This window comes from Clostridium sp. (genome assembly GCF_050717515.1).
Classification (GTDB): domain Bacteria; phylum Bacillota; class Clostridia; order Clostridiales; family Clostridiaceae; genus Clostridium_AD.
This window is the reverse complement of the sequence record NZ_JBOITL010000025.1, coordinates 232,494-255,209: the sequence shown is the minus strand read 5'-3', so window position 1 is coordinate 255,209 and position 22,716 is coordinate 232,494. Positions and strand designations below refer to the sequence as shown.

Below are 22,716 nucleotides of genomic sequence, written 5' to 3'. Positions count from 1 at the left end.
TCTAATTTTAATCTATTCTGCTTATAATTATCTTTCATAATAGGCTAAAAGGTAGTAACATTAACGTTATACATATTTGAATGTGTAATTTTTTTAAATGAATATAAAGTTTACTTAAAATAGTAGCTGAGTAATTACTAATAATAAGGAGTTGGTATTTTGTCAAACAGAAAAATATACTTACTAATGGTTTTATCCACATTTTTTTGGGCAGGTGCATTTATTGCTGGGAAACTCTCAGTACCTTTTATCCCAACCTTTACTTTGACTTTTTTAAGGTTTTTTATTGCAACCACTATTCTTTATTTTGTAGTAAAATCTAGGGACAAAAGCAATTATAAATTAACTAAAAAAGATATCCCTATATTTTTATTTACAGGTATAATTGGAATGTTTGGCTATCATGTTTTCTTTTTTACTGCCTTAAAATATACTACCGCAATAAATTCTTCACTAATAGGAGCCACAAATCCTATAATAACAACAATTTTATGCATTATATTCCTAAAAGATAAAATAACCTTTAAAAGAGCTATTGGAATAATTTTATCATTTTTAGGTGTTTTTTTAACTATAACAAATGCGAATCTATCCACAATGCATAACCTATCCTTAAACAAAGGCGATTTATTAATGCTTATAGCTGTTTGTTTGTGGGCTGCCTATTCTGTTTTTAGCAAAGTGTATCTGCATAAATTTTCACCGCTAATACTAACCTTTTACAGCTTTTTATTTTGTAGCATTTTTTTAATTCCTTTTGTTATATATGAAAAGCCTTGGACTTTTATAAATCAAATTCCCTACTACTCATTTTTAGCCGTGGTATATATGAGCATATTCGCATCTGTTATAGGCTATTTAGTTCAGCAAATCTCCATTAAAAAGATAGGTCCAAGCAAAACTTCAATCTTTATTAATTTAGTACCTATTTTTTCTATTATACTTTCAGTAACCATATTAAATGAGAGTATATCAGCTGTAAAAATCATCACTACTTTTCTGATAATTGCTGGAGTGTATATATGCCAAAAAAACTGATGATATGGTTTTTCTATACTTCAATTTATTCATTTAATAATTGTTATCATATATTAATACATATTATTTACAATTAATTACCATTAATATCTATTTTTAATTATCAATTGATAATATATCTCCACATAATTATTTTTAATAATGCTTAACATTTCTATGTTTGTAGCATATAATAGTTAATGTACTAATTATTAATTGATAACGAGGTGTAATAAATGGAAAAAGAATTATTAAATGATCTGAATAATGAACAAGTAAAAGTCCTCAGAGAGAAATATGGTTTTAATGAGCTTATAAAAACTAAAAAATCTAACCCTATACTAAAGTTTTTAAGTGTATTCAAAGAGCCTATGTTTTTATTATTAGCAGGAGCCGCTACCTTATATTTTATATTAGGGGAACCTCGCGAAGGTAGTATAATGCTTATCTTTGTTATTTTTGTTGCCACCATAACTTTCGTTCAGGAATGGAAAACCGAAAAAACTATAGATGCGCTAAAAGATTTGACCGCGCCTCATGTTACCGCAATGAGAAATGGTAAAAAACAAGTAATTAAAAGCCGCGAGCTTGTACCTTCTGATATAATTTTTTTATCCGAGGGAAACCGTATTCCTGCAGATTGTGAAGTTATTGAGGAATCAAATTTCTCAGTGGATGAATCTTCCCTTACTGGAGAGAGTGAACCTGTATACAAGGTAACAGTGGGAACTATAGATTCCTCAAAAACCTATTGGAAACAAGATTATTTATATGCAGGTACATTGTCTAATTTCGGAAAATGTACTGCTAGAGTAAAAACAATAGGCTTTGAAACTGAGTATGGGAAAATAGGGAAAGCAATAAGTGAAACAAGGCAGGAACTTTCTCCACTTCAAAAAAAGGTATCTCAATTAGTAAAAACCTTAGCTATTGCAGGTTTTATACTATGCATTTTAGTAATAGGACTTTCATATATGTACACTGGTGAATTTGTTAAGAGTATCCTTGCAGGTATAACCTTGGCTATGGCTATTATACCAGAAGAATTTCCAGTGGTGCTTACAATATTCTTATCCCTAGGTGCCTTTAGGCTAGCTAAAAAGAACACCTTAATTCGCAGCATCCCTGCAGTGGAAACTTTAGGTTCTACCACAGTGCTTTGCGTAGATAAAACAGGAACAATTACACAAAATATAATGCGCACAAAAACTATATATAGCAATGGATTTATAGATCCTGATAAAATGCAGGATAAAGATTTAGCTAAGCTTTTAGTTTTAGCTTGTGAAAAAGATCCCTATGATCCTATGGAGAAAGCTATAGTAGATGCTGGCAAAAATAAAATAGACATAACTGAGCTTTACAATCTTGAGCTTGCTAAAAAATTTGCTTTTGATTCTAAAAATAAAAGAATGGCAAATATCTACAAAGAAAATGCTAGCTACTATGTAGCAGCTAAAGGTTCCCCAGAAACTATACTACCCTTATGTAATTTAACCCAAGATGAAGAAATAAAAATTTTAGATATTATAGACGGTATGGCTAGCAAGGGATTAAGAGTTCTTGCAATGGCAGATTTATTAACTTCTACCCTTAATGATAGTTTAGAACAATATAGTTTATGTTTTAAGGGATTAATTGGACTTCAAGATCCACCAAAAGAAGGGGTAGAAGATGCTATAGACCTCTGTAAAAAAGCTGGTGTAAGAGTAATGATGATAACAGGAGATTATTCTAAAACAGCTATGGCTATAGGCAATGAAATAGGTCTTAAATCTAATAATTGTGCAATTACTGGAGATGAAATTGATGTTATGACAGAGGATGAACTTTGCACCGCAGTGAAGCATTGTGATATTTTCTCAAGAGTAATTCCAGAACATAAAATGAAGATAGTTAAGGCACTTAAAAAGAATGGTGAAATCGTTGCAATGACTGGTGATGGAGTAAATGATGCACCAGCACTAAAAAATGCTAATATAGGAATTGCAATGGGAAAAAGGGGAACAGAGGTTGCGAAAGAAGCTGCGGATATGATTCTAATGGACGATAATTTCACAACTATAGTTCACTCTATAGAAGATGGAAGAAGGGTTTTTGATAACATTCGAAAAGCTATGGTATATATAATGATAATTCATATTCCTATTATGACCTTAGCATTATTTTCACCTATTTTTAACTTACCTCAAATATTACTGCCCGTTCATATTGTGCTTTTGGAGCTAATTTTAGACCCAACTTGCTCTATAGTTTTCGAAGGTGAACCAGCAGAAGATTATATAATGGAGCAGCCCCCACGATCACCAAAAGAGCCACTACTTACAAAAGACTTAACAAAAAAAGTTCTACTCCAGGGTACAACAATGTTTTTAGCATCATTTTTGCCTTTTCACTATATGGTTGATTCAGGTTTAAGTGCAGACTTTGCAAGAACTTTTTCACTAATGGTCTTAATAGTTGGAAATGTAATTCTAGTCTTAGTTAATAGATCTAACACTAAGTATCTAATTAGTATTTTCAAAGAAAAAGGTAGTAAAGCTAGATTTTACATTAATAGCTTAGCCTTAGTAATGTTATTTTCTATAGTGTATATTCCAGCTGCTCACCCTATTTTTAAAACTGTGACGCTTAATTTTAAAACAGCTGTGCTAGCCTGCATCCTTGGTGCCGCGTCTACTGGTTGGTGGGAAATTGTTAAGTTTTTTAATAATTCAAAGCACAGCAAAGTAAAAGAAAATCCTGCAATCAAAAATTTAAATGATTTCTCTTAAATACTAAAAACCCAAAACACTTAAGATATTTAAGTGTTTTGGGTTTTCTTAAGTTTCTATTTCCCCTCAAACTGCCCTGACCTAAGTAGTTTTTAATCACTTAATCCACTCCTTATTAAGCATTATACTATATTCCCAACCCATGGAACCGTATAATTATAGTTTTAGAGCAAAAAAATAAACCCTATAGGTTTAATCCTATAGGGTTATAATATTCTTTTTACTATCTTCTGAATCCTCTGTCATTTTGTTGTTTTCTTGCTCTTCTGCAATCAACACATCTTTGAGGTTCATTATCGAATCCTTTTTCTTTGTAGAATTCTTGCTCGCCTTCAGTGAATACGAAGTCTTTAGAACAGTCTTTACAAACTAAAGTTTTATCTGCCATTTTAAACATTCCTCCTTTTTCCAAATATTAAGATCTAACAACCGATTAACAATTATATTCTAAAAAGAGGATATGTTGTTATCTAGTTAATCTCAGCACTAACTGCTACTAAACAGTTAGTATGAGCTTATATTACCATATATAAAAGTTAAATGCAATATATTTTTTATTGTTTTTTAACAATATTTCTCATTTTATCATTAAAAATAAAGCTAAAAACAAGGTTAAAAACAAGGTTAAAAACAAGGGGACGGTTAACAACTAATTGTACTTTATAACAATTAATTGTTAACTGTCCCCATATTTTTTCACATAAATATGTATGCGAATAATGTATTTACAAATTGGATAAAATATCTCAACGTGGTTAATTATTATAATATAAAGGAAGCCTAATTTATGAATACAAATGACTTTTCAAATATAAAACTAGTAACCTCATTAGATGAAAATATTAATATAATAAAAAATATTTTTACTAACGATACAACAGTAGTATATAGAGTGCTATCAGTTGGTAGACCTAATATAACTAAGTGTATGCTGATTTACATTGACGGAATGGCAAATACCCAATTAATTAATGATAATATTATAAAACCAATTTTATTAAGTCCTATAGCAGGTATTAATCCTAGTGAAATTATGGATGTTTTAATGCAAGAAGTACTTTTAACCGGAAACAATAAAAAATCCGACCTTGTTGATGATATTATATGTGGGATTATATACGGAAAAACTATGCTTTTCATAGATGGTTTTGCCAATGTAATTATTATAGATACTATCGGTTGGGAAACACGGAATATTTCAGAACCTCAAGCAGAAACTATAGTTAGGGGTCCTCGCGAAGGCTTTACTGAATCAATGAATTTAAACCTTACACTTATTAGGCGGCGCGTTATTAACCCTAACTTAAAATTCATATTTATGAAAATGGGGAAACAAACTAAAACTCAAATTTGTGTGTGTTATATTGAGGGCATAGCAAAGGAACCTATACTTAAGGAATTAATGAAAAGACTAAATAATATTGATATTGACGGTATTTTAGATTCTGGTTACGTTGAAGAACTTATTAAAGATGCTCCCTATTCTCCTTTTAGAACCATAATTAATACAGAAAGACCTGATGTTGTTGTAGCAAAACTTCTTGAAGGTAGATTTGCAGTAATCTGTGATGGAAGTCCTATTGTTTTAACTCTTCCGACTATCTTTGTTGAGGTTTTTCAAAGCAATGAAGACTATTATGACAATTTTTTATATTCCTCTTTTGTAAGGTTGCTTAGATGGTTATGTTTTTTTATTAGTACTAGTACTTCAGCCATATATGTAGCACTTGTTACCTTCCATCAAGAACTTATTCCAACTCCCTTTCTTCTAAGTATATATTCTGCGAGAAAAGGAACACCTTTCCCTTCAATTGTAGAAGCCATGGCTATGATGATTATATTTGAGATACTTAAGGAAGCAGGTCTTAGAATGCCTAAACAAGTTGGTGCCGCAATTAGTATCGTAGGTGCCTTAGTTCTTGGTGATGCTGCTGTTAGCGCAAGACTAGTCAGCGCCCCTATAGTAATAATTACTGCAATAACAGGAATTGCAAGCATTATGTTGCCTCAAGTTTTAGGACTAGTAGAGATACGAATTATTTTTTTGTTATTATCTTCCTTCTTAGGTTTGTATGGTTATATTTTTGGCGTAATGGGTTTAGTTCTCCATATGATGTCTATACGCTCCTTTGGTATACCCTATATGCTTAACGTCCCTTCTTTTTCCACCCAGGATATAAAAGATACTGCAATTAGAGCCCCCTGGTGGGCTATGTATTTAAGACCGAAGATGTTTACAAAAAATAAAAAGCGCATAAAAAAAAGGGCGAAAGAAGGTTTAAAATGAAAAAAAAAAATTAGTAATTGTAGTTTTTTTAATAGCTATATGTCCTATCATATTATGCGGGTGCTGGAATTATGTAGAAATAAACAATTTAGCAATAGTAGCTGGCATGGCAATAGATAAAGATTTAATAACAAATAAATATATTGTAACAACAGAAATTATAACCACACAAACGCAAGGGGTATCCTCGATCATTAGTTCTGACCTTTACAGATCCGAAGGTGACAGTATATTTAACGCGGTGAGAGATACCATAGAAAAAACCGGTTTAAAACTTTTTTGGAGTGACGCAAAGGTAGTAATAATAAGTGATTCTTTAGCAAGAGAAGGTGTAATTCCTGTAATTGATTGGGTTAATAGATCCCCCTACGTTAGATCAGATATGTGGATGTTAATATCAAAGGAGAATAGTGCTGCCGAAATTTTAGAAGGTAAGGTTAAGCTTAACGAAGTAACTTCCTTTCATCTTGAGAAGACCATGAGGTCAGGAAAAACACTTTCTAAATTTACTGATTCAAAGTTATGGTCATTTATAGATGGGATATCTCAAAAAGGAAAGTCTGAAACAATAGCTATAGTTAAAAATGAACTAAATAATGGGGTTATATCCCCTCATCTAGAAGGCTCTGCTATTTTTAAATCAGATAAACTTATAGGATATCTAAATGGGAACGAAACCCTATACATGCTTATGATTAAAAACAAATTAAAAGATGGACTAATTGTTATAAAAAATGTTTCTGGTTCTGATACTTTTGTGACCTTAGGAATACATGAAAATAGGACTAAATTAACTCCCCTTTACAACAATGGAATAGTATCACTTGTAATAGATATATACCCGGTTGTAACTATAGAAGAAATTGGAGGAAGTAAGAATTTCATGGAAGAAGAATCCTTGAAAATATTTCAAGGCGAAGCAGAAGATAAAATCAAGACCCAGATACAGTCTTTAATTAGTAAATTACAGAAAGATTATGAAAGTGATATTTTAGGCTTTGGACAAATTTTTGATAAAGAAAAACCAAAAGCAAGTGAATTTTTTAAAAAAAACGGAAAAGATATTTTTGCTAACATAAAAACTGAAGTTAACATACACCTTCAAATAAATGGCAGTGGTATTACAAACGCCCCTATTATATTAGAAAAATAACCAAAGCAATTGCAGTATAACAATAAGCTTGTTATTTACCGTTTATTATAATAGTAAATAGTGTGGGAGGCATAAATGAAAAATGAAGTTATTTCTGAAAGACAAGCTACAATACTTATAATACTTTTCATAATTGGAAGTAGTTTTTTAGCAGGAGCTGGGGGTTATGCAAAGCAAGATGCCTGGATTTCAATTATTATTGCTATGACTTGGTCTATTATATTGTTACTTATCTTTTCTAGAATTTTATCTTTATTCCCTGGAAAAGATTTATTTGATATACTTCAAATCCTTATGGGCAAGTTTATAGGAAAATTAATAAGTATATTAATTATATGGTTTGCCTTTCATGATGGATCCTTAATTCTTAGAACTCTATCAGACTTTACTAGTGCTTTAGTATTCGATGAAACACCGATGGTAGTACCTATGTTTTTATTTACTATACTGCTTATATGGTGTACAAAAGAAGGTATTGAAGTCTTAGGAAGATGGTCTGAGTTCTTCATTTGGGTTGTAATTCTAATATTTTTAACTATCTCTATATTAGCAATTCCAAAAATGAATATAAGCAGATTAAAACCAATACTAAACAATGGTGTCACACCAATTTTAAAAGGTGCTTTCTCAAGTTTTTCTTATCCCTTGGGTGAAACCGTAATTTTTACAATGGTATTTTCAAATATATCCAAAGTTAAAAATTATAAAAAAACATTTATAGTAGGCTTACTCATAGGTGGAGGGCTTATAGTTTTATCAACATTAAGAGATATTTTAATATTAGGTAGTGATGCCATATCTAGAGTATATTTCCCCTCTCCCCTGGCAATAAGCCTTATTCACCTAGGGGAATTGCTTGAAAGACTTGAAATGTTAGTAGTTATTGTTTTTATAGTATGTATCTTCGTTAAAGTATGTATCTGCATTTTTGCAGTTTGCAATGGAATTTCCAAGGTCTTTGGCTTTGATGATTACAAATTTATTACAACACCTGTAGCTCTTTTAATGTTAAGCTTCTCCTTTTTCGTTTACAAAAGCATCATGGAAATGTCATTCTGGACTTCTAATGTATGGCCATATTATTCCTTTGTTTTTGAAGTTATAATACCATTAATTGTTTTTGTTGTGGCAGAAATTAGAATCAGAATTTTAGCAGCTACAAGCGTAACTTCTGGAAACAAATGGTAGTTGTAGAGCAAATGAACCTATTACAATAGGAAAATAATAAAAGGAGAATCTACAGATGTTTTTACTTGTAATAATTTTATATATCATAGTTATGTTTTTTGAAACTATCCCACTTTTGAAAGAAAAGAATAGTGGTAAAATATTTTTATATTTTTCTCTTATTATATTTTCAATGATAATTAGCGTTCTTCTAACTTTAGGGGTACAGTTACCAAGTCCATCAAATGGAATAAGGTACATTGTAGAAGTAATATTGGGTAAAAATAATTAGTTTTTTTATTATGATTGATTATAGTAATATAACATTTTAAGAAGTATGGATTAGTTTTTTTATGCTTCTTTTTTTTCAGTAATTTTATCATCTTGGATTGAAACGGAGTATTGTTTACTTTTATAAATTTTATAGTAAATATTTTGATTTTACATTAAGCTAAATAATGAATTATCTTTTTAATTTTCCATTAAAATCTACTAGTCCATGGTTCATATGATATATTGTCCCAAATTTGTTTTTTAATAATACACTCACTGCTTTAGGGCTTCTACTACCTGATGCACAATGTACTAAAATTGGTTTCCCGCGAAATTTTTCTAACTCTGCAATCCTTGATGTAATTTCATTAACAGGGATTAGGTTAGAGCCAGTTATATGACCTGCTTGATACTCACTCTTAGTTCTAACATCCAAAATAACAAGATTTTTAGTATTTTTGATAAAGGAGACTGCCTCTGCTCCAGAAACATTTTTTACATTTTTATTGAACTTAACCATTATTTTAGGATAGAGCATATATGCTAGTACAAGAATGGCTATTATAGTAAATAAATTATTCATATTTTTCTCCTTCAAATTTTATTTTTTAATATTTATTTGTAACTATATATGTTTCTCTTATTTTCTTTTAATTATTTAAGTTATCCAATACATTATACCCCCCATAGGTATATAGTATCATTAATATTCAATAAATACAATATAGAATTTTAAAATTATAAAATATAAATTTATAATCCTATATTGTTCACAGAAAATACCTTTGATAATTTATCATTAAATTGGTAAAATAGAATTTGAAAGGATGTGCTACATATATGTTGAAAGAATTTAAAAAATTTGTTCTTAAAGGAAATGTTTTAGATTTAGCATTAGGTGTTGTTATAGGTGCGGCATTTTCTAAAATTGTTACCTCTTTAGTAAATGATCTTATAATGCCTATACTTGGTTTATTATTAGGTGGAATTAATTTCACTAATTTAAAATATGTTATACACCCAGCTGCAACTGGAACGTTAGAGTTATCCATTAAATACGGATTATTTATTCAATCTATTATTGATTTTTTAATAATTGCATTTTCACTTTTCATTTTTATAAAGGCTATAACCTCCATTAAAAAGAAAAAAGCTGAAGAAGTTATTGTTATTAAACCCTCAAATGAAGAAGTACTATTAGCTGAAATTAGAGACTTACTAAAAGAAAAAAACTCCAAGTAAAGTTTCCACTTGGAGTTTTTTATATAATTAATTATATATAGGAGGTGTTTCTTGAAAAAATTTTCATTTAATAAGCAATCATTTTTAATTTTACTTTTACCCTTAGGTATTATATTTTCACAAATATCTACAATGTTCCCAAACTATATAGAAACCTTCTATTCTTCATTTTTTTATAAAATAATAGCTAATATATTAAGTTGGATTACAGGATCTTTACCCTTTTCTTTCGCAGAACTTATAATTGTATCTTTTATAATTTTCATATTATGGTATGTTTTAAAAACTATTTTCAACTTACTTAAAGGCAAAAATAGAAGATTAGAAATTTCAAAAAACTTTATTTTAAATATGCTGGCAATATCTGGACTAATATATTTTTCATTCCAACTTTTGTGGGGGTTTAATTATCAAAGACTTACACTAGACAAAATATTCCAATTAAATGTTCGCACGTCATCTTCAAAAGAACTTGCTGGCCTATGTGAAATACTTGTAAATAAGTCAAACACTATCAGAACAAAAATAAAGGAAAATCAGTTTGGTGTAATGGAACTTCCCTATAACAAAAAATATATACTAAAAACTGCTCAATTAGGATATGATAGCGCTTCACTAAAATATCCTAAATTAAAAGGTAACTATGGAACACCTAAGGGCATATTATTGTCAATTCCAATGTGCTATACAGGAATTACAGGTTTTTATTTCCCTTTTACAAGCGAAGCAAATATTAATATGGCAGAACCTGCCTGCTTCCTCCCCTTTACAACCACTCATGAAATGGCCCATCAAAGAGGATTCGCCAAGGAAGATGAAGCAAACTATATTGCATATATAGCCTGTATAAATCATCTTGATATTAACTTTCAATATTCTGGAACCCTTACAGCTTTATCTTATTCATTTAATGCATTACAAAAAAGTGATTCTCAAAAATATAGTGAATTGATTTTGACCTGTAGTAATGGCGTACTTAATGATTTAAGGTACAATCAATTTTTTTGGAATCAGTACTCTGGTCCTATAGAAAAAATAAATGATAAAATTAACGACACTTATCTTAAATCTCAAAATCAACAATCTGGAACAAAAAGCTACGGCGCAATGGTGGATTTACTTCTTGCTGAGTACAGAAAATAATACAGGCATATTTGTTTCAACAAATATGCCTGTATTTCTATTTGATTCAAATCATTTTATGTTGTTTTACAATTTATTATCTAACTCTTCTTGCAGATAAATAATCACTTCTTGTTAATGCTGATATTTTAACTACATCACCTGTACTTGGTGCATGTATGTATGAGTTATTTCCCACATACATACCAACGTGATGAGGGCTTCCTGATCCAAAGAACACCAAATCTCCTGGCTGTAAATTCCCTCGTGACACATATTCTCCTGCAGTTATCTGATCATATGTAGTTCTACCTGTGCTAACTCCAAAATGAGCATATACATATTGAACAAAACCTGAACAATCAAAAGTATTTGGTCCAGTCGCTCCCCATTCATAGCGTGTTCCCATGAAACTTTGCGCATAAGCTATTACTTCACTTGAATTACCTGATGATGGTCTTTGTGGTTGACTTACTTCTTCTTTCGGTTCATCTTTCGGTTCATTTTTTACTACATTGCTTACTGTACCTCTTGATGGGGTAATTTCTTGAGCTTTTTTAGTAGCTATTGCTACATCATATTTAGCTGCTTGATTTGCATTTTTTATTTTATTCATAGTACTTCCAAGAAGCACCTGAGTTTCTGCTATTTCATTCTTATGTAATTTTTGTTGTTTTTCAGCTTCTACTATTAATTTACTTTGTTCCTGTTTCTTTATACTAAGCTTGTCCAATTTTTTTTGATTATCAGCTTGTAATGTTAATATTTTTGTTTTATTGTCATTAAGAGATTTTTTCCTTTGCTCGATATCTTGCTTTTTCGCATTTAATTCACTAATAATTTGGTTATCATATTCTACAATCTTTTTAACATTTTCTACTCTTGAAATAAAGTCTTCTACTCCTTCTGAATCCAGTAAAATCTCTAAGTAGGTGTCTGCACCATTCATGAACATTACTCTCATTCTTTGATTAAATAAATCTTCCTCGCCCTTTATATTACTTTCCGCAATTACAATATCTTTTGTAGTTTGCTCTATTTTACTTTCAGTAACATTAATCTCATTTTTTGCTTTATCGATACCTGCGTACATACCCTCAATATCAAAGTCTAGCATTTCAATAGATATCTGTAATTTTTCAAAATTCTTCTGCAGCTTAGTATATGAACCTTGTTGCTCTAGAAGTTGCTTCTTTTGATTATTTAGTTGCTCACTTAATGGTGCTGCTAAAATTGGCATACTTACCGACATGACTAGTCCAGTAGCTATAAATAAAGATAATATTCTTCTTCTCATTATTATTCCCCCATATTAAAAGTTATAAAATGATTATGACTTCTATATTTTAATTTTAACAACATTATATCACTATATTAGTACAAACCCAAATGTTTGTTGTTTATAATTCGCATTAATATCATAAAAACCACATATATTGTATTAATAGTTTAATTTAATTTAAGGAGTAAGTAAATATATGAGTAAAGCCGTTGATAAACTAATATTACAGATTAGAAAAGAATGGCTCCATATTCCTTATGTAATTGATATTGCTTCCAGTATTGAAAATGGAAATGACTGCATCCTTGTTTTTGTGAGATCAATAGATGCTGAAATCGAAAAAACTATTCCACATAAACTCAATGGATTTCCAGTAATAATTATAGAAACAACTGATTTTTTTATTTGCTAAAAATAAAATTTATTATTTCTTATCTATTATATATTCTATTTGAAAATATAACAAAACAAAATAACCCTATAGGTTTTAATCTATAGGGTTATTTTGACTCATCTCTATTTTTAACACACTACTATAACCTAAAACTACCCATTAAACTCTGAAGTTCTACAGCCATTTGTGTTAGATTTTCAGCAGCATTGGCTACTTCTTTCATTAGCGCTGTTTGTTCCTCAGATGCTGCTACTACATTTTCAGCATTTCCTGAAGACTCATTAGAAATCTTAGCTACATTTTCAATGGCCCCTAGCATATTATGTGTTCCTGCACCTATTTCTTCTGTTACTGCAGACACATCCTGCATTTGGGAAGCTATATGATTTATATCCTCTAATATCTCTCCAAAAGATTTACCTGCCAGGTCTACCATGTTTATTCCATCTTTAACTGCAATACTACCATTATCCATAGCCTTAACAGCATTTACTATTTCCTTTTGAATTTCATTTATTAAGCTTGATATATTCCCAGCTGCTGATGCAGATTGTTCTGCCAATTTTCTAACCTCATCAGCTACCACTGCAAAACCTTTTCCCTGCTCACCAGCTCTAGCTGCTTCAATAGCTGCATTTAGCGCTAATAAATTTGTCTGAGCAGCAATAGACGTTATTAATGACACTATGCTTCCAATTTCTTTTGATTTATCTCCAAGAATTGACACAGCCTGCGTAGACACCGCTACTTTCCCCTGAATATTATTCATTTGTTCTATAGCTAAACCTACTACACCATTACCTTTTTCTGCTCTCTTAATTGCTTCTAGTGAAGTATTTGCTACTGTTTGAATATTGTTTGATATCTGTTCCATACCTGTAAATATTTCTTCTGCAATTTTTGATGTATCATTAGCTATATCAACTTGCTCTCCACTACCAATTGCTACCTGCTGAATAGCTAGAGAAACTTGTTCTGCAGATTGTTGTGTTTGGTCAGAACTTGCTGTAAGTTCCTCTGAGGTTGCTACTACTTGTTCTAAACTTTCCGTAACCTTTTGAACTAATTCTCTTAAATTATTAGTCATTTTGTTTAAATTGGTTCCCATGGCTCCTATTTCATTCTCACTTTTAACATTTATTGTCTGAGTCAAATCCCCTTCTGCAATTGCATGTGAAAGGTCATTTACTTCTTTAACATTCTTAGTAAGATATCTACTGAATATACCAACTACCAATGCCACTAGTAAACAAGTAATTAGACTTAGTATAACTATACTAAGCAATAGCTTATTAATTGGAGCAAAAAGCTCCTTTTCTGGAATTGTTAACACTACATTCCATCCAAGTTCTGGTATCTGTTTATAATATGTAATATTTTTTCCATTTTCATCTTCAAAAGAAGATATCCCTTCTTTATTTTGTAAAATATCTTTTCCTAGCTTTGCCATACTTTTATTCTCATCTTCTGTAGCCTTAATCTTCATAACTAATTTTTCAGAAACACCTGCCAAATATGTTCCATCTTTTCCCATCAGCATTGCTTTTCCTGTTTGACCTACTTTAATACTTTTAATATTTTCTTGTATAGTCTTTAAACTCATGTCAGCAGTTACTACACCTAAAAATTCTTTATTATCACCATATATTGGTGCAGTAGTTGTTAACATAGCCATTTTTAACTCATCATCATAGTAAGGTTCCTGCCAAGCAACATTTTTTTCAATATTTTTACCTAAAGTATACCAAGATTGTGCTGGATAATTATATTTTTCAGTAGCATACTTATCAGTAATCACTAAAGCTCCAGCCTCTTTGTATGCATAGGGTCCAAAGAATTTTATATCTTTCTTATATTTATATGGTTCAAAATAAACTCCCACTCCTAGTGTAGCTTCATTGGTAGAAAGTACTTCCTTTTGGGTTTTTGTGATTTCCGCCTTGGTTAATAACAATCTACTAGTACCAGTAAATTTTCCTAAATCTACTGCTATTTGAGCATGTTTTTGCATGTCCCTATCGATTAGATTAATAGTTTCTTGTAACTGATGTTTCATCCTATTTTCAATTTCTGTAGTTATAAGTTTTTTAGAAGTATAATTAGTAAAAATGCCCATTATTGCTAAGGATATTAAAACTATTGGTAAAATGGAAACAAGTATTAGTGTCTTAATACTTTTAACCTTTATAAAATTCGTATTTCTTTTCATTGTAAATTTAGACATATCTTCACTCCTTGCAGTATTATATAATAATACCTTTTATACTTATATCTTCGGATATAACTACACTACCTTTATATTATTTCCGAAAATTTTTAATATATTTCAATTTATGAATTAAATTCAATGGTTCCCTATTGACTGTGCCTATTTATTTTTTCCGCTTTCCTTCTACCTTGATTTTTGATTGTAGTGGCATTATTGAATTTATATTGCTATCTTGTGTGATTCCTCTAGTGTTTTTCTTTGGGACTATAGCAGGCTCTTTCACAGGGACTATAACAGATTTTATAATCGCCTCTTTCTCTATAATTGAGGAACCTACTAGGGGGCTCACTATTTTGGGTGTATCATTAGTTTTCATATCTACACTTTCTTTTTTATTACCATATAAAATATAAATACTTGCTAAAATTGCAATTATAAAAATAGAAAATCCGCTAATAGTTTTTTTAAATTCACCCTTATCAGTAATTTTTTTTTCATCTTTTTTAATAAACACTTTAGTGCTACTATTATAATTGTTAAAAATCACTGTTTTTTCATATTTATCTGCTTTTAATACTTCTAAAATCTCTTTTTTTAAAATTTCAGCTGATATATATCTATCCACAATATCAATTTTAACACATTTCTGTATTATTTTTCTTAAATTATCATCAATATCTGCCTCATAATTCTCGTCAAAAAGAGGTTCTATGCCTGTAGTTGGAACCTTCCCTTTAACCATAAAGTATATTAACATCCCAATACCATATATATCTGTTTGGGCGCAACATTTCCCTAAGCCATATTGCTCTGGCGCCGCAAATCCATTAGAACCTGCACTCACTGTATCTTTCTCTGTATCGCTCTTATAAGCTTTGGAAATACCAAAGTCAATTAGCACAATTTTACCACTAGGCGTTATCATTATATTAGATGGTTTTATATCTCTATATAGAATAGCCGGTTTTTGATTGTGCAAATAACCTAAAATGTCACACAAATCCGATGTAATCCTACATACTTTTTCGGTGTCCAGTTTACCATTTACTTTAACATACTCTTTGAGTGTTTGCCCTTCTACATAGTCTTGAACCATATATAGATTATTATTCTCATAAAATATGTCTACTATTCTACGAATACCCACATGGTTTAGATTCTTTAAAATATTAGCTTCTGTTAAAATTCCTGTATTTTTTATATTTTGTATTACTTCTTTTATAGCCCATAGGTTTCCAAGTCTTTTATTTTTACATAAATAAACTGTGCCCATACCACCCTTGCCTAAAGTTTTAATTACCTCATATTTTTGGTCTAATATATCTCCATTATTTAGCATAATTAACCAATTCACCTCTTATATAAATGTTTCATAACTTGTCTATTTAAGAATATACGTATAACAACCCAATTTTAAGGGGGGCATTTTATTTATATGTTGAGCGTAAAAATCACTATCCCTTTAGAATAGTTGGCAGTTGACAGGCATATCTTGTCCAACATCAGTATATATATATATATATATATTTTTTTTTTTTTCAAAGCGTAAGTTTTTACAAATAAAAAAACACATTTGCTATTATTGGTTTATCACAAATAATAATATCTCACCAAATGAGAACGCAAATGCAAACTAATTATATCAAACTTTCATTTGATTTACTAGATGCCTATGATAAATCACTCTCTTTAATGAAGCAATTTATTTTAATTTTCAAGTACCATTTTTAAAATCATGAATATAATATTACTGTAAAGTAAATCGAGGAGATGACTAAAGATGGCTTACAGTGCTAGAGAGTTATTAGCTAGAATAATAAAGTGTGAAGCTGGTGGAGAAGGAGAAAACGGAATGAAAGCCGTTGCTTCTGTAGTTATGAATAGAGTTAATGTATCCGATGGTGAATACCTTAGGCTAGGTCAAGGTGATCTAAGAAAGATTATATTTCAACCAGGACAATTTGATTGTGTAGCTTCTGTACTTGGTGGCATATCTAACCCACAGACCATATGGTCAAGTCCACCAGAACAAATCCATTATGATATTGCTGATTGGGCTCTATCTGGCCATAGATTATATACGACAGGTTCTTCCTTGTGGTACTTTAATCCATTTGCACCAGGTTGCCCATATGAGTTTCCTTTTAATGGTAGTGGCACCTATCAAGTTAGTGTAGCTCAACATTGCTTTTATAATCCCACAGCAAAGTATTTTACAACTTAGCTCGAAATCATTACTAACAATATCTTTAGATGATGATTAAATATAATTTTTTAAGGAGGATATTTTATGTTTATAGTACCACCTAATAATTTTAATGAAACACCAATGTGGAGTGCTTATCCTATGTTTTCAGAGCCTCCGATGATGCCTTTGCCAAATTTTGATACGCCTTATGATACAAGGCAAAAACCTATGTTGGAAGTTCCACCTTCTAACCAGGACTTTGAAATTGCACCTGGATCCCCTATAGTAAATAATCCACTATATAATCAAGGCTGGCTAACAACGCAAATAGGTAAATATATAAAAATAGAGTTTTTAATAGGAACTGGTATGTTAATAGATAGAGAAGGAGTTTTAAAAGAAGTTGGAATTAGTTTTATTGTTATTGAAGAAGCTGGTACAATGGATATGCTAATGTGTGATATATATTCTATTAAGTTTGTTAGAGTTTTTGAGCCTCAACCTATTAAATGTATACCTTAAAGTGAAAGTAGTCAAAGTATGTATATTGCTTGTAATTTAAAATAACAAAACATACACTTTTAATTATATTGCTTCTTAACCTCTCATTCAGATGGTGAAGACGCTTAAAAAATAAGAGATGCCACTAATAAGATTAACTTACTAGTGACATCTCTTATTCTTATTTTGTCTTTTCTACTTCACCATACTTTACACCAAAGGTGTCCACCGTAACTTTTTTCATTTTTTGATCTTTTTTAGGTCTATCATTATCGTCAGTCTCTACAGCAACTATTTTATCTACTGCTCCCATACCTTCTTTAACCTTACCAAAAGCAGCATAGTTACCATCTAAATGACTCGCAGCATTAACCATTATATAGAATTGTGAGCCAGCTGAATTCTTGTCATCTCCTCTAGCCATGGAAATTACTCCTCTTTCATGCTTTAGTGCATTAGCAAACTTATTACTGCTAAACTCACCAGCTATTGAATACCCTGGGCCACCCATACCTGTTCCATCTGGATCTCCTCCTTGTATCATAAAACCGGGTATTACTCTATGAAAAATCAACCCATTATAAGAGCCACTCTGAATTAGTGAAACAAAATTTCTAACAGTATTAGGTGCAATCTCTGGATATAATTCCACTTTTATAATTGAACCATTTTCCATTTCAATAGTAACCATAGGATTTTTGTCATTAGCTGTCTTTTCTGTTTTCTTGGCTATTTTAACTTCCTTTGAAGGTTCTACCTTTTCCACTACCGGTGGAGTACTATCAGCCTTAACTTGCTCTTTATTAGTACAGCCTCCTATAAAAATCACAAAAACTAATGTAAATAATGCCATTACTCTCTTTAAAAATTTCATTTTTTTCATCTTATAAACCACCTTTATTTTTTTTAGTCATGTTATTAAATTATGTAGAAATCCTACTTTGTAACAATTCTAGACACTTGATTTTATTAATTCCATATTTCCTTGTAATGTATACTCTATTTCTTTTGATATATAAATTGTTTCTTCCAGTTTTAATTTCATTTCCACATTGTTAGCTTTTATTACTCCCTCACCGCTTATTACGGTATAGCTATGAAAACTTTCATTAACCCTATCTACATAATTGCTCTGTACAATAATTTTTTCTACTTTAAAATAAGGTGTCTCTAATTTATCAAATTTTTCAATCTTGCCACCATTATTTATGCCTTCATAATCTATGACGTCCAAGGATTTTTCAATATGTACTTCTCTGCCGCGTCCCCAGTCATGAAGTCTATAAGTTATATTGCTATTTTGCTGTACTTCAATAAGCTTTACACCCGCTTCTATAGCATGTACAGTCCCAGCTGGTATATAAATAAAATCTCCTCTTTTAATATTGATTCGATGTAAATACTCTTGTAATTTGCCAGCTTTTATAATTTCTCTTAGCTTTTCACTGTTTAATCCCTTTTTTATTCCTGATACTAAAGTCGCGCCTTCTTTTGCTTCTAATATATACCAACACTCCGTTTTTCCATTTGCATTTTCAACCCTTTTAGCATAATCATCATTTGGATGTACTTGTACTGATAGTGTATCTTCTGCTTTTATAATTTTATTTAATATGGGAAAATTACAGCCACATCCCAGAATGTCAGACAATTCTTGCCCCTTATAAATACCTTCTTGTATTGTAGATTTCCCATCTTCATGGCATGAAAGCACCCATTTCTCCCAGCCCCATATTTTCTTACTTACGTAGGGTTTTAATTTTAAAATTAATTCTTTAGACATTATAACCTCTCCAATATCCCTTAATTTTTTTTCTCCATAATTTTAATGATATCTTTGGCCTCTGCTTTACTACTACTTGGACCACAAATATTAAATTTGCCATTATATTTACTGTCTACTTTACTAAGTCTTATAAGTATTTCATTAAAGTTCTTTGATGTATCTAGTGTTCCCGTCACTTCATATTGGCCTGTTTTACTATTTTTAGTTTCTATAAATGCATTATATCCCAAACTTTTAAAAATATTATTTTTCGACCATATTCTCTTTAAAATAACCTTCTCTTTAATACCATCCACTTCTACACTTCCAGTAAACACATAATTTAAAGATAATTTCTTTTTTAGTTGTCCAACAAGCTTAATTTCTGTAGATTTTTCAAATCCACTATTGTCATCGAAGACATATCCACTATAGTTTCTTTCTATGCTCACCGGTCTAAAATATATAACGGATATTAAAATTATACCAATAATTCCAATTACTAATGAAGCTTTTAAGCTTACCTTATCCATATTCTTCACCTCAAATTCAAATTATTTCTATTAAATCATCATCTGCGATGCTGCAATTAACGACTTCAGAAGGAGATTTAGAATCCCACTGAAGTTTTCTTTTTGTTATAGCATTTGACCCCCACTTATAGAAGTGGGAGACTTCCTTCTAAAATGTCGTTAACACTATTTCTCCTCTTGCTTTTAGCTATACATAATATTATAAACTAAATTGTCTTATAGTGCATTAGAAAAAGTAAAGTAAGGTGCCCTTTACGAAGCTTTTGATAAAAACCCTTTAAACGACCCTCTTATTTATCTTAATTTTATGTATTTCCATTTTCCAGTTCTATATCTTGAATATATTAATACCCATCTTATAAATTGGTCAACAAATACCGCTATCCATGCTCCTGAAAGGCCAAGTCCTAACTTGCTTACAAGAATATATGCAAGGACTGTTCTAATACCAATTACACCAATAAACGTAGAAACTAATGGCCATATTGTATCCCCTGCTCCCCTCAATGCTCCTGCTAAAATTAACTGGGAAGATTGAAATGGTTGTACAAATGCAATGATTTTTAAAGCAGTAGATGACATTTTTATAATTTCTGGATCTTTAGTATATAATCCTACTAATTGCGGACCAAAAACAAATAGTATTATTGCCATTATAGAAGAGATTATTGAACCTATTCTTCTAGCTTCCTTTCCATATTCATCTGCCTTACCCGGTTTACCTTCTCCTAAGCTCCGTCCTATTAGAGAAGCTGCCGAAATTCCAAAGGCTTGCCCTGGTGTAAATGATAGTCCCAGTATACTTAAACAAATTTGATGAGCTGCGAAAGTAAGAGTACCGAGTCCTGCAACCACTTTAATAAATATCATAATACCAACTCTCATTGCCATTTGTTCTAGAGACGCTGGTATCCCGATTTTAACTAAATTATACATTATATTCTTATCAAATTTAAAATGACTTTTAATATTGAATTTAATCATGCATTTTCCGGACAATAATTTTGTACATAACAAGACAGTTGCAATCATATTTGAAACTGCTGTAGATATACCTGCTCCTGTTACTCCCAAAGCTGGAAAACCTATTAATCCATAAATTAAAACTGCATTTCCAAAAACATTAATAAAGTTAGCTTTTAAATTTATCTTCATTGGAGTCTTAGTATCACCAGCACCTCTTAATACCGCTGATAATGAAAAATTAAAGGATTGAAATATAAAACCAAGCATAATAGCCCTGAAATAATTTACTCCTACTAATAAGGTATCCGATTGAGCCCCTATAAACACCATTATTTCCTTAGTAAATACTAATCCAATTATACTTAAGGGTAAAGCAAAAAATACTTGGCTTAACAACATAATATGTTTAATAGTATTTTCAACTTTATCTAGTCTTTTTGATCCTATGTACCTAGCTACCATTGCTGTTCCACCTATATTTAAGGCTTGAATTAAAGATAAACCAATAAATAATGGCTGATTGGTAATTCCCACCGCTGCTACAGATGCAGCAGCTACAGCTGTGTCTGTAATTCTCCCTAGCATAATCATATCAATCATACCAAATAAGGTTCCCAGTAATAATTCCGTTAGAACGGGCCAAGCAATATTAAAAACCTCTTTTGATCTAGGGTTTTTCATTTTAAAAATCATAATTTTGATTTTTGCCACTAAAGATTTCATCATTTTTTGTCACTTCCTATTTCGGAATATTTAGACACTCTAAATATTTTATCACAATACCAACCTGATTTCTATTATTATAGGAAAAATTTACAATTCTATAATAAATTAAGTAAAAACATAAATACGCTAAGAGGTAAAAATTTTAGTCTTAACTTAGACGCATCATACTATAAATGTTGGAGAAACTAATGTAAATAGTATTAATAATATCTTATTAAAATTTAGAAAGGTGGCAATATCTATGGCAAGAAAAAATTCCAAAAACTACAATTATACTACTCAAGAGCAAATTATCATTAAGAAAAATGATGATGCTAGATTACCAAAATCACTTGGTAGTCATGAAAAAATCCAAGCTGCTTCTGAGGGCAGTAAAATAGAATAAGAAAAACCCCTTAAATTAAGGGGTTTTTCTCATCTAATACAAATATCCACCTACAATTAAAACCTGAGCTAAAACATAAGTTAACATAATATATACATTTCCATTTTTAAATTTACCTTTGAAAGTGTAAAATCCTAACATAGAATCTGAACATAAAAACAATAATGACCCAATAAAAGGAAGAAAAAACGTTATACTCATACCCGTAACCCAAATACGTGCTAAACTAGCAAAACTCATTAATAAAATAACTGCCCCATATATATAAGTGGCTATTTTCATATCCCCTAAATACACTTTTAATTTTTTCATTACAATGAAAGCGACCATAGCATATATTATGATAATAAGGTAAAACCACACTGGTACATCTTTTGCAAAGGAAATGCTTTTTAAAAAAAGTAAAGCATAACATAGGTGACCTATGAGAAAAGCTCCCAGGCCTAACATAAAATTATTTTTCATTTCTGGCCACATTAAAAACACATCTCCCATGAACCCAAATATTAATGCCATTACAATGAATTTATTAACTTGTGCTACACTTGATATATAATAAATTGCCAGTAGGGGCATTAAAAATGGTTTTGTATAGCAGCGCCCCTTATTGTATGCATTTTTAGTAAAAACCATATGCATAACAAATGTTATACAAAACAATCCCCCAATTATTAATTTAGTTATCATAAAATCCCCCTAATCTTAATAGTTATTTTATGTATATTTTATCAT

The 22,716-nt window shown here is 30.5% G+C and carries 22 protein-coding genes; 12 read left to right on the top strand and 10 right to left on the bottom strand.

Annotated elements, in window-relative coordinates; translation table 11 throughout:
* Window positions 1-159 precede the first annotated feature (159 nt).
* Both ACREV6_RS10705 and ACREV6_RS10700 read left to right on the top strand, forming a co-directional pair.
* Window positions 160-1,038: a DMT family transporter gene (locus tag ACREV6_RS10705; protein ID WP_431577997.1), complete on the top strand. Its 879-nt coding sequence runs from the start codon at window positions 160-162 to the stop codon at window positions 1,036-1,038.
* Between the two features lie 215 nt (window positions 1,039-1,253).
* Complete coding sequence (locus ACREV6_RS10700; RefSeq protein ID WP_431577996.1) at window positions 1,254-3,791, top strand: cation-translocating P-type ATPase; 2,538 nt, start codon at window positions 1,254-1,256, stop codon at window positions 3,789-3,791.
* A gap of 223 nt (window positions 3,792-4,014) precedes the next feature.
* Here ACREV6_RS10700 and ACREV6_RS10695 read toward each other — a convergent pair whose 3' ends face one another.
* Window positions 4,015-4,179 (bottom strand): zinc-ribbon domain-containing protein, encoded by a 165-nt coding sequence (locus tag ACREV6_RS10695; protein ID WP_125002068.1) that lies wholly within the window; start codon window positions 4,177-4,179, stop codon window positions 4,015-4,017.
* Between the two features lie 399 nt (window positions 4,180-4,578).
* Here ACREV6_RS10695 and ACREV6_RS10690 point away from each other — a divergent pair, with 399 nt between their 5' ends.
* The 4 genes from ACREV6_RS10690 (at window position 4,579) to ACREV6_RS10675 (ending at window position 8,690) form a co-directional block, all read left to right on the top strand.
* A complete protein-coding gene (locus ACREV6_RS10690) occupies window positions 4,579-6,078 on the top strand; it encodes a spore germination protein (RefSeq protein ID WP_431577995.1) in 1,500 nt (499 codons plus the stop codon).
* Between the two features lie 16 nt (window positions 6,079-6,094).
* A complete protein-coding gene (locus ACREV6_RS10685; RefSeq protein WP_431578260.1) occupies window positions 6,095-7,231 on the top strand; it encodes a Ger(x)C family spore germination protein in 1,137 nt (378 codons plus the stop codon).
* A 75-nt stretch (window positions 7,232-7,306) separates the two neighbouring features.
* Window positions 7,307-8,419: a GerAB/ArcD/ProY family transporter gene (locus tag ACREV6_RS10680; RefSeq protein ID WP_431577994.1), complete on the top strand. Its 1,113-nt coding sequence runs from the start codon at window positions 7,307-7,309 to the stop codon at window positions 8,417-8,419.
* 55 nt (window positions 8,420-8,474) lie between these two features.
* Window positions 8,475-8,690: a hypothetical protein gene (locus tag ACREV6_RS10675; protein ID WP_431577993.1), complete on the top strand. Its 216-nt coding sequence runs from the start codon at window positions 8,475-8,477 to the stop codon at window positions 8,688-8,690.
* A 171-nt stretch (window positions 8,691-8,861) separates the two neighbouring features.
* On the opposite strand, the gene ACREV6_RS10670 is transcribed toward ACREV6_RS10675, so the two are convergent.
* Window positions 8,862-9,254, bottom strand: coding sequence for a rhodanese-like domain-containing protein (locus tag ACREV6_RS10670; protein WP_431577992.1), 393 nt, complete (start codon window positions 9,252-9,254; stop codon window positions 8,862-8,864).
* A 257-nt stretch (window positions 9,255-9,511) separates the two neighbouring features.
* Between ACREV6_RS10670 and mscL the strand changes: the two genes are divergently transcribed.
* The gene (gene mscL / locus ACREV6_RS10665; RefSeq protein ID WP_431577991.1) at window positions 9,512-9,913 is read left to right on the top strand and encodes a large-conductance mechanosensitive channel protein MscL; all 402 of its coding nucleotides are present in this window, start codon (window positions 9,512-9,514) and stop codon (window positions 9,911-9,913) included.
* Between the two features lie 51 nt (window positions 9,914-9,964).
* Entirely contained in the window at window positions 9,965-11,056 is a 1,092-nt protein-coding gene (locus ACREV6_RS10660; protein WP_431577990.1) for a DUF3810 domain-containing protein, read from the top strand.
* A 76-nt stretch (window positions 11,057-11,132) separates the two neighbouring features.
* Here ACREV6_RS10660 and ACREV6_RS10655 read toward each other — a convergent pair whose 3' ends face one another.
* The gene (locus ACREV6_RS10655; RefSeq protein ID WP_431577989.1) at window positions 11,133-12,332 is read right to left on the bottom strand and encodes a C40 family peptidase; all 1,200 of its coding nucleotides are present in this window, start codon (window positions 12,330-12,332) and stop codon (window positions 11,133-11,135) included.
* A 181-nt stretch (window positions 12,333-12,513) separates the two neighbouring features.
* Here ACREV6_RS10655 and ACREV6_RS10650 point away from each other — a divergent pair, with 181 nt between their 5' ends.
* The gene (locus ACREV6_RS10650; protein WP_431577988.1) at window positions 12,514-12,729 is read left to right on the top strand and encodes a hypothetical protein; all 216 of its coding nucleotides are present in this window, start codon (window positions 12,514-12,516) and stop codon (window positions 12,727-12,729) included.
* Window positions 12,730-12,850: 121 nt separating this feature from the next.
* On the opposite strand, the gene ACREV6_RS10645 is transcribed toward ACREV6_RS10650, so the two are convergent.
* Both ACREV6_RS10645 and ACREV6_RS10640 read right to left on the bottom strand, forming a co-directional pair.
* The gene (locus ACREV6_RS10645) at window positions 12,851-14,935 is read right to left on the bottom strand and encodes a methyl-accepting chemotaxis protein (RefSeq protein ID WP_431577987.1); all 2,085 of its coding nucleotides are present in this window, start codon (window positions 14,933-14,935) and stop codon (window positions 12,851-12,853) included.
* 148 nt (window positions 14,936-15,083) lie between these two features.
* Complete coding sequence (locus tag ACREV6_RS10640; protein WP_431577986.1) at window positions 15,084-16,259, bottom strand: serine/threonine-protein kinase; 1,176 nt, start codon at window positions 16,257-16,259, stop codon at window positions 15,084-15,086.
* 441 nt (window positions 16,260-16,700) lie between these two features.
* Here ACREV6_RS10640 and ACREV6_RS10635 point away from each other — a divergent pair, with 441 nt between their 5' ends.
* Complete coding sequence (locus ACREV6_RS10635; protein WP_431577985.1) at window positions 16,701-17,144, top strand: cell wall hydrolase; 444 nt, start codon at window positions 16,701-16,703, stop codon at window positions 17,142-17,144.
* A 66-nt stretch (window positions 17,145-17,210) separates the two neighbouring features.
* Window positions 17,211-17,630, top strand: coding sequence for a hypothetical protein (locus tag ACREV6_RS10630; protein WP_431577984.1), 420 nt, complete (start codon window positions 17,211-17,213; stop codon window positions 17,628-17,630).
* 160 nt (window positions 17,631-17,790) lie between these two features.
* Here the strand turns inward: ACREV6_RS10630 and ACREV6_RS10625 are convergent, their stop codons facing one another.
* The 4 genes from ACREV6_RS10625 to ACREV6_RS10610 form a co-directional block, all read right to left on the bottom strand.
* Complete coding sequence (locus ACREV6_RS10625) at window positions 17,791-18,300, bottom strand: peptidylprolyl isomerase (protein ID WP_431578259.1); 510 nt, start codon at window positions 18,298-18,300, stop codon at window positions 17,791-17,793.
* Window positions 18,301-18,561: 261 nt separating this feature from the next.
* Window positions 18,562-19,392, bottom strand: coding sequence for a type I phosphomannose isomerase catalytic subunit (locus ACREV6_RS10620; RefSeq protein WP_431577983.1), 831 nt, complete (start codon window positions 19,390-19,392; stop codon window positions 18,562-18,564).
* 20 nt (window positions 19,393-19,412) lie between these two features.
* The gene (locus tag ACREV6_RS10615) at window positions 19,413-19,907 is read right to left on the bottom strand and encodes a hypothetical protein (RefSeq protein ID WP_431577982.1); all 495 of its coding nucleotides are present in this window, start codon (window positions 19,905-19,907) and stop codon (window positions 19,413-19,415) included.
* A 294-nt stretch (window positions 19,908-20,201) separates the two neighbouring features.
* Entirely contained in the window at window positions 20,202-21,599 is a 1,398-nt protein-coding gene (locus ACREV6_RS10610) for an MATE family efflux transporter (RefSeq protein ID WP_431577981.1), read from the bottom strand.
* Between the two features lie 241 nt (window positions 21,600-21,840).
* Between ACREV6_RS10610 and ACREV6_RS10605 the strand changes: the two genes are divergently transcribed.
* Window positions 21,841-21,984: a hypothetical protein gene (locus ACREV6_RS10605; RefSeq protein ID WP_431577980.1), complete on the top strand. Its 144-nt coding sequence runs from the start codon at window positions 21,841-21,843 to the stop codon at window positions 21,982-21,984.
* Between the two features lie 33 nt (window positions 21,985-22,017).
* On the opposite strand, the gene ACREV6_RS10600 is transcribed toward ACREV6_RS10605, so the two are convergent.
* Window positions 22,018-22,671: a lysoplasmalogenase gene (locus ACREV6_RS10600; protein WP_431577979.1), complete on the bottom strand. Its 654-nt coding sequence runs from the start codon at window positions 22,669-22,671 to the stop codon at window positions 22,018-22,020.
* Between the last annotated feature and the right edge of the window lie 45 nt (window positions 22,672-22,716).

Excerpts from the sequence above, each read along its gene's own strand:
- ACREV6_RS10700 (WP_431577996.1), top strand. The coding sequence starts at position 1,254 with ATGGAAAAAGAATTATTAAATGATCTGAATAATGAACAAGTAAAAGTC.
- ACREV6_RS10695 (WP_125002068.1), bottom strand. The coding sequence starts at position 4,179 with ATGGCAGATAAAACTTTAGTTTGTAAAGACTGTTCTAAAGACTTCGTA.
- ACREV6_RS10690 (WP_431577995.1), top strand. The coding sequence starts at position 4,579 with ATGAATACAAATGACTTTTCAAATATAAAACTAGTAACCTCATTAGAT.
- ACREV6_RS10680 (WP_431577994.1), top strand. The coding sequence starts at position 7,307 with ATGAAAAATGAAGTTATTTCTGAAAGACAAGCTACAATACTTATAATA.
- ACREV6_RS10675 (WP_431577993.1), top strand. The coding sequence starts at position 8,475 with ATGTTTTTACTTGTAATAATTTTATATATCATAGTTATGTTTTTTGAA.
- ACREV6_RS10670 (WP_431577992.1), bottom strand. The coding sequence starts at position 9,254 with ATGAATAATTTATTTACTATAATAGCCATTCTTGTACTAGCATATATG.
- mscL (WP_431577991.1), top strand. The coding sequence starts at position 9,512 with ATGTTGAAAGAATTTAAAAAATTTGTTCTTAAAGGAAATGTTTTAGAT.
- ACREV6_RS10655 (WP_431577989.1), bottom strand. The coding sequence starts at position 12,332 with ATGAGAAGAAGAATATTATCTTTATTTATAGCTACTGGACTAGTCATG.
- ACREV6_RS10650 (WP_431577988.1), top strand. The coding sequence starts at position 12,514 with ATGAGTAAAGCCGTTGATAAACTAATATTACAGATTAGAAAAGAATGG.
- ACREV6_RS10645 (WP_431577987.1), bottom strand. The coding sequence starts at position 14,935 with ATGTCTAAATTTACAATGAAAAGAAATACGAATTTTATAAAGGTTAAA.
- ACREV6_RS10640 (WP_431577986.1), bottom strand. The coding sequence starts at position 16,259 with ATGCTAAATAATGGAGATATATTAGACCAAAAATATGAGGTAATTAAA.
- ACREV6_RS10635 (WP_431577985.1), top strand. The coding sequence starts at position 16,701 with ATGGCTTACAGTGCTAGAGAGTTATTAGCTAGAATAATAAAGTGTGAA.
- ACREV6_RS10630 (WP_431577984.1), top strand. The coding sequence starts at position 17,211 with ATGTTTATAGTACCACCTAATAATTTTAATGAAACACCAATGTGGAGT.
- ACREV6_RS10625 (WP_431578259.1), bottom strand. The coding sequence starts at position 18,300 with ATGGTTACTATTGAAATGGAAAATGGTTCAATTATAAAAGTGGAATTA.
- ACREV6_RS10620 (WP_431577983.1), bottom strand. The coding sequence starts at position 19,392 with ATGTCTAAAGAATTAATTTTAAAATTAAAACCCTACGTAAGTAAGAAA.
- ACREV6_RS10615 (WP_431577982.1), bottom strand. The coding sequence starts at position 19,907 with ATGGATAAGGTAAGCTTAAAAGCTTCATTAGTAATTGGAATTATTGGT.
- ACREV6_RS10610 (WP_431577981.1), bottom strand. The coding sequence starts at position 21,599 with ATGATGAAATCTTTAGTGGCAAAAATCAAAATTATGATTTTTAAAATG.
- ACREV6_RS10605 (WP_431577980.1), top strand. The coding sequence starts at position 21,841 with ATGGCAAGAAAAAATTCCAAAAACTACAATTATACTACTCAAGAGCAA.
- ACREV6_RS10600 (WP_431577979.1), bottom strand. The coding sequence starts at position 22,671 with ATGATAACTAAATTAATAATTGGGGGATTGTTTTGTATAACATTTGTT.